Annotated in this window: 4 protein-coding genes; all 4 read right to left on the minus strand. The window is 40.7% G+C overall.

Going from position 1 to position 6,102, the window contains the following annotated elements; translation table 11 throughout:
* Positions 1 to 23: 23 nt before the first annotated feature.
* Positions 24 to 1,736 carry a major capsid protein gene (locus EZV61_RS19205; protein ID WP_131417637.1) on the minus strand — a complete coding sequence of 571 codons (1,713 nt, stop codon included), beginning with the start codon at positions 1,734 to 1,736 and terminating at the stop codon, positions 24 to 26.
* The gene (locus EZV61_RS19210; protein WP_131417638.1) at positions 1,729 to 2,724 is read right to left on the minus strand and encodes a rolling circle replication-associated protein; all 996 of its coding nucleotides are present in this window, start codon (positions 2,722 to 2,724) and stop codon (positions 1,729 to 1,731) included. The genes EZV61_RS19205 and EZV61_RS19210 overlap by 8 nt, the downstream gene beginning before the upstream one ends.
* Positions 2,725 to 3,908: 1,184 nt before the next feature.
* Complete coding sequence (locus tag EZV61_RS19215; protein ID WP_131417639.1) at positions 3,909 to 5,222, minus strand: hypothetical protein; 1,314 nt, start codon at positions 5,220 to 5,222, stop codon at positions 3,909 to 3,911.
* A 267-nt stretch (positions 5,223 to 5,489) separates the two neighbouring features.
* Positions 5,490 to 5,735 (minus strand): hypothetical protein, encoded by a 246-nt coding sequence (locus EZV61_RS19220; protein ID WP_131417641.1) that lies wholly within the window; start codon positions 5,733 to 5,735, stop codon positions 5,490 to 5,492.
* Between the last annotated feature and the right edge of the window lie 367 nt (positions 5,736 to 6,102).

A 6,102-nucleotide genomic window follows, 5' to 3' on the forward strand; every position in this document is an offset into this window, starting at 1 on the left:
CGTAAGACATAATTGAAAATTAATTAAAGATTGTTACCACCACGAGGCATTGAAGTCTTGTGAGTATTCTTAGGGTTCTCAAGAGTAGGAACACTGTAAGGAGCAAGGGTAGACACTTTCTTATACATCCAGCTTGTTGAGAACCAAGAGTCAACGCCAGATACCTCAGTTGAAACTGCTTTAACCTGGTCCAAATACCCCTTTGGTATAAGGAGAAAGTCAGTAGAAATACTAATGTCAAGGTTATTGAAACCACGCTGCAAAGCGAAACTATCAAGGGGAGACCCATCACGAAGTAAGCCGTGAATTCTGTCATTCTTAAACTTATATTCAGAATACAAGTCACAGTACCCAAACTCATCAGTTTCAGAAGCGTCTTGACCAATAAGGCCCAGAAGTTCTCTACTAAGTATAGCCTGCTCGCCAACACCTTGAAGTAGAGGAAAAGCGAAATCGGACATAGTGGAACGGAACAAATATCTATCTTTACCAGAACCGTAAGAGGCATGAGGAACGATAGACATCATCACCATAAGAAGTCCATGTTCATCCGCAGTAAAAGAGTCTACCAAAGATGATGATTCAAGAGACATGCCTTGACCATACCGAGTACCAACAGATGTAAATGGATTTGAGTTTGTGACAGCACCTTGACCTCCGGAAGTTTGAGAAACACCTTTACAATACATATTGAATACAGAACGGCCAAGATAAAGTGCTTTATTAAAGGCCGTAGATGAAGGATATTTACCAAAATTTCCTTTTATTTGGGAAGCATAGTCATATCCACAAATATTCTGACGTTCGAGCCACATCTGGAGAGAATTTTGAGACCGAAGTTCAGCGATTGTAAAAGACCCTTTGTTATTAACAATATCAAAGGAAACAGAAGCAGCTTGTCCTGCCTGAGGTTCAGGAGACGCAGTTGTATAGTAATCTCGGAACCAAGTACGCTGACGTAAGTCGAGAATGCTATGACCGTCAGGGAAAACGGAATATGGATCATCATCGGGATATTTAGAGGCGCGAATCCAAACTTTCCCAATACCATTATCAGAACTATATGGCACTACAGAAGGGGATGTAAAAATTCTGCCCACTGAAGGAACTGGAGACGTACGTATAGGAGCAGTAGTGCCAGGTCTGTAAAATAGCTCTGGCATAATCTTACTATATCGGTAATGGTCATTGTAAATTTTATGGTACGCGAGCCAAGGAAGAGCGTTCGGTATAGAAATACCTACAGGGGAAACTGGATCTTTAGCTACTTTATAACATTTATATCCCAACCAATCAGCGAGAGAACCAGGACCAAACCAGCGGTTAATAAGTTCGGCAGGAGGAATAGCAGAGGGGCCGGTATCACCGAGAGGGCTAACAGTAATACCGGGCAAATATTTGCTCTTAGTCTGAGCGTCAGTCCCCTCTGGATAGATAGGATAAAGTGTAGGATGCGTGATGAGAGATTCCCAACCGCCATAGAGAATGCGATTAGGAACAAAAAAGGCTTCAAGATGGACATCAACGCGACCACGAAAGTTAGTTGCGAATGGGGGAAACTCCATGTTAGTGAGGTGCCCTAAAGAAATAGTGTCCTGCGGGAGAAGTTCGTCTACAAGGACGGGGACAAGGGTACCACAAGTGAGAGTTCCGTGGCAATCGTGCGACATGTCGAACCCAGAGCGGTTTGGAACGTCTATGGGTACATGGTTAAAAAGTTTGTTGTATCTACTCATAATTAGATGTATAAGAATAACGTTTTTGCTTATATTTCTTGCAAAAATAATAATTATTCATTTGCGTGCAAATTACTTTATAAGATTCTTGAATAAGCGACTCTTCTTGTGTAACAAAATTATGGTAGACTTCATCAAAGTCTGAAGTTTTGAGGTTGTTTGCCATCGCTCGTAATTGTTGCAAATGTACTTGAATGCGGTGACGTGCCAAACCCAATTCAAATAGAAGTGATAGGGTATTAGCTCGCAGCTTGACATAACGAGTTTCCATTTTTCCATCAATGTTAGGTCTTTGAATTTTACGGATGGGTGCCGCAATAATCTTATCTTTATAATAGAGCGGCATGCTAAAACTATAACCATCAGTGTGATAACACATGCGCTTATATATAGTATCCGCGCGGGTAGTGATGTAAGAGTATGGGTTCTTAAAGTCTCTACGTCTGATGTCCTCAGCTCGATGCCAAGAAAGTTGCTTATGGGATAAATAAGATTTACCAAAGCCGGAAGAGTAAATACGCCAAGGAGCAGGAATGGTTTTATTACGGAAATGACGGAATAGAGAATCGAGCACACCCTTGCTGCTATATTTAGAAACGTAATGCGCGACTTTACTAAAGGTGGAGGTGTCTGTGCGTTTGATAGACTTAACAACAGTGTAACCGATTTTTCTTTTCCAATCGAGAAAAACATCTGTAAAATCATCGTCACAATAGTTGTGATTAATAACACCGTGTAAGTGTGGACGTTGAGTAGTAGGGCCATACTCGAGGCAAAAATAGTATTCATAACCTTTATGTTTTTTAGTAAATGTTTCGGGGTACTTACGCCTTAGCCTAGTGTCAATCCTCTTAAGCAAAAGTTGCAGATAAGGCTTCATGTCATCATTATATTTAAGCACTTCCCCGGTATCTTTGTCAAAAGCGTATTTTATATGATCATCAGTACAAGTGAGAGTAAAAAATATAGTATGACGATGTCCCAGCATTGACTCGCGTATGCGGGGGAATATTTGAGCCTGAATGTTTTTGCTACACACAGGACAACATCCGCAAGGGTAAAGTATGTTACGCTTGGACCCATCGGAACAGGTGATTTGACGAGATTGACGAAAAGGACAAACTGGCATAAGTTATTAATTATAAGAAATCTTGCTCGAAAAGAAACTCCCTGGCTGTTGATTTTCGAAGATATTTCGTAATAGGCCTAACGAGGAATGGGGAAACCATGCTGACAGATGCTAAAAGGGTAATCCTGTCGTCGATGTGTTTTCTTACGACCTCGTAGCGTTTAAACATGATATCGAACGATTCCTGGAGATCCTCGTTGTAGTCTTCAATGAGAGATCCTCTATATAGAGATTCAACTTTATGAGAGAAAAGTACTACCCGATTGTCAGTAGTACTGTCTTCGGCTGTTAGTTTTAATATGAAAGTAATTTCTCCGTATTCCATATTTCAAAAAGTTATTGAGTAGTAATATAATCGAGAACCTTGGGCATAGCCTTCACAAAAATATAGCAAATCATTTAAGTTTTGATAATACTTAAAAACAGTGCGCAATGGAGGCTTACCGCTCTGTTCATCAATGGCAGAGTGGTAAAAGAAAATACAGGCCTCTCTCATTCTGATTCCTGGCTGCTTATGAATTCGAGGTAGGCCTCTTTAGCACCATTAAGCCACGAGAGTACAGGCATAACTTCCTCGGGAGCGCCTCGAAGAATTATGTAGGTATGAGTCGATAATTTTATAAGGGAACGTATTTCTTTAGTGTTTTTAACAGGAGTAGTAACAACTTCCTTATAAAAAGCAAAATCATTAAGCCTATCATTGATGTAACGTACAGCAAAGGAAGGCTTGCAAACTTGACTGTGAACGCTTGGTCCAATAAGATCAAAGTGGTGGTGGATGAGTCTCATATGTTTATTTAAAAATTGATTACAGGACAAAGTAAGTGACTACGCAATGAAATGTTGTTGTTATCCGTATTGTTTTTTCGTGTTGTATAAGAAAAAATACATTAAACAACGTGCGAACGTACACGGCAATCCTACGGACGCACGCAACACGTACCCGCTGCGGGGAGCTGCCTGGAGGGGCTCTCCTCGCGACATGTCGCGCGCGCGCACGCGTTGACGCGTACGCACGCACGGCGTTTGAAAAATAGTTAAAATTACAAAAGAGGGAGTGCAGCACCAATAACATCAGCAGAAAGCGTTATAAAGTTTGTCCAATAGCCTATTAGCTTGTCAGCGACAATGAAATTTTGGGAAGTCTCGGTATAATCAGCTTGCGCATTCTGGGCTCGCTCAGTGGCAGCAGAAGTTGCTGTCTGTTGTTCAGTAAGACCTGTTTGAGCAGTATGAAGGTTAGCTAAACCACTCTTTTCCAAAGTGTCGGCATCAAGGTTATTCAAAAATTTACGAACATAACCACCCGAGACTAAGCCCTCTTTTATCATAGCTTCAGCCATGCTTACAAGGGCATTAGCGTGAAGCGAAATGGCTGAACTCTTAGCTTGTTCCGTCTGAGCATTTTTAAGCATTATATCGGCGCGATAATATTCAACAGCGTAGGGCAAGAGTTTTCGCGCTTTCGCGGCGTCAAGACCTTTAAGAACAGCGTCGGCTTCGTTGACGAGTATTTGACTGTCTTTTAATTTGATATCTTTGAAATTAAGACTAACCTCGCTATCCATAAGACGGATACGACCATTATTAACGGTAATATCAGAAAGATTCTTTTTTATTCGTGAAAGTCCTTCATTTGTATATATCCGGTTACGAACTTCAGCCCAACGTTTATCGATCTCAAGCAACTCCGTTTCAGTTTTAGACTTACCTGCGGAAGCATTAGCAGCATTAGCGTCAGCGATGTTCTTTTCTGACTGAGACTCACGCAGCTTATTCTCTGACTTAAGTTGAGACGCTCCCATTATCGTTTTTACGAGACCTAAAATATTAGGAAACTCGCCAGAAGGAGAAGCGGTCGCAGTACCAGCTTGCGCAGAAGGACCGGACACAGAAGATTGAGAAGCACCTCCATTGAACATAAGGGCGGGGTTAAGTCCAGCAGCCTGCATATTACGAACTTGGGCTTCATAACTTTGAGTTTGATTGAAAATTTCAAGTTGCATTTGCTTCTCGAGTTCCATATTTTCGCGACCAACTTGGGTATTATAGTCGGCAGCGTCTTTTTCGGCGTCTGTCATACCGGTACCAGACCATTTAGTAAAGAGATTAGAGAAGAAGTCAAGAAATCCGTTAGCCTTACCTCCAGAGCCTCCGTTATATAAAGCATCAGATTCATCAAAATTCCACTTTAAAGAGCCTTTGTCGTCCTCGCCTCCAATAAAGTGATTACGAGCAGCAGAGCCATAAGTGTCATTAAGATGTTCTTGTTTCCAAGATTCATAACGGTCTGCACGAACGTACCTAACGCCTTTGCCGTCATTAGTACGAATCTTAATCCATCTATTACGAGCCATATTACATTATCATTTTAAGTATTGCACCTATACCGGCTTTAGTTAAGTTGGCTGCAAGATTATTTTGATCTGCTTTAGCTGATTCCTCATATTGCTTTCTAAGATTCATATAAGAGTAATCATTATCTATATCCTCGGGCCACATATATGATTATATTTATATTTAAGTGATTGATTAATAGGATTGTGGAAAATCCGCTTATATTATCAAGTAAGTGCGGATTGGGTGCGCACTATGCGCACGCACCCATGGGGTTTTCCACACCTTTATTTATTGTCAATACCATTGTTATCGGGAGCTGACATAGCAGCAGCAGCTGAGAAATTCTCAAGAGCATCAAAGCTATCACGAATACGAGAGCCAACGGAGTCAATTGTTTCCATACCATTTGTAATCACAATCTGACCACCAGTAACGGTAAAATCGGAAATAGCCTCTTCGAGATTAACTGCTTTACCTTTAGCAACGGCTTTGAGTCCGTATTTAGGATTGTACTTACATTTCTGTATCATACCACAAAAAAGTTAATTATGTCGGTAATAAATATTATAAGAACGCAAACCCGTCTTTTCTATAGTTATAGGAATATCGGGATTAACATTGGTTTCTGAATCAGTGTCACTCTTATTTTCAACCTGGATAGAAATGGAAGAGCCGTCAGTAGTAGCAGCTTTAATACGAGTAGTAGTTCCACAAGAAGTAAAGAAAAAGACACAGGACGCAAGAGTTATTATACAAATAACAACAACTTTTGCCCAAGCGGGGAGCTTATTTTTAAGTTCCCCAAGGAATTTGATAGCATCGTAAGACATAATTGAAAATTAATTAAAGATTGTTACCACCACGAGGCATTGAAGTCTTGTGAGTATTCTTAGGGTT

This window comes from Corallincola luteus (genome assembly GCF_004336975.1).
GTDB classification, from domain to species: domain Bacteria; phylum Pseudomonadota; class Gammaproteobacteria; order Enterobacterales; family Neiellaceae; genus Corallincola; species Corallincola holothuriorum.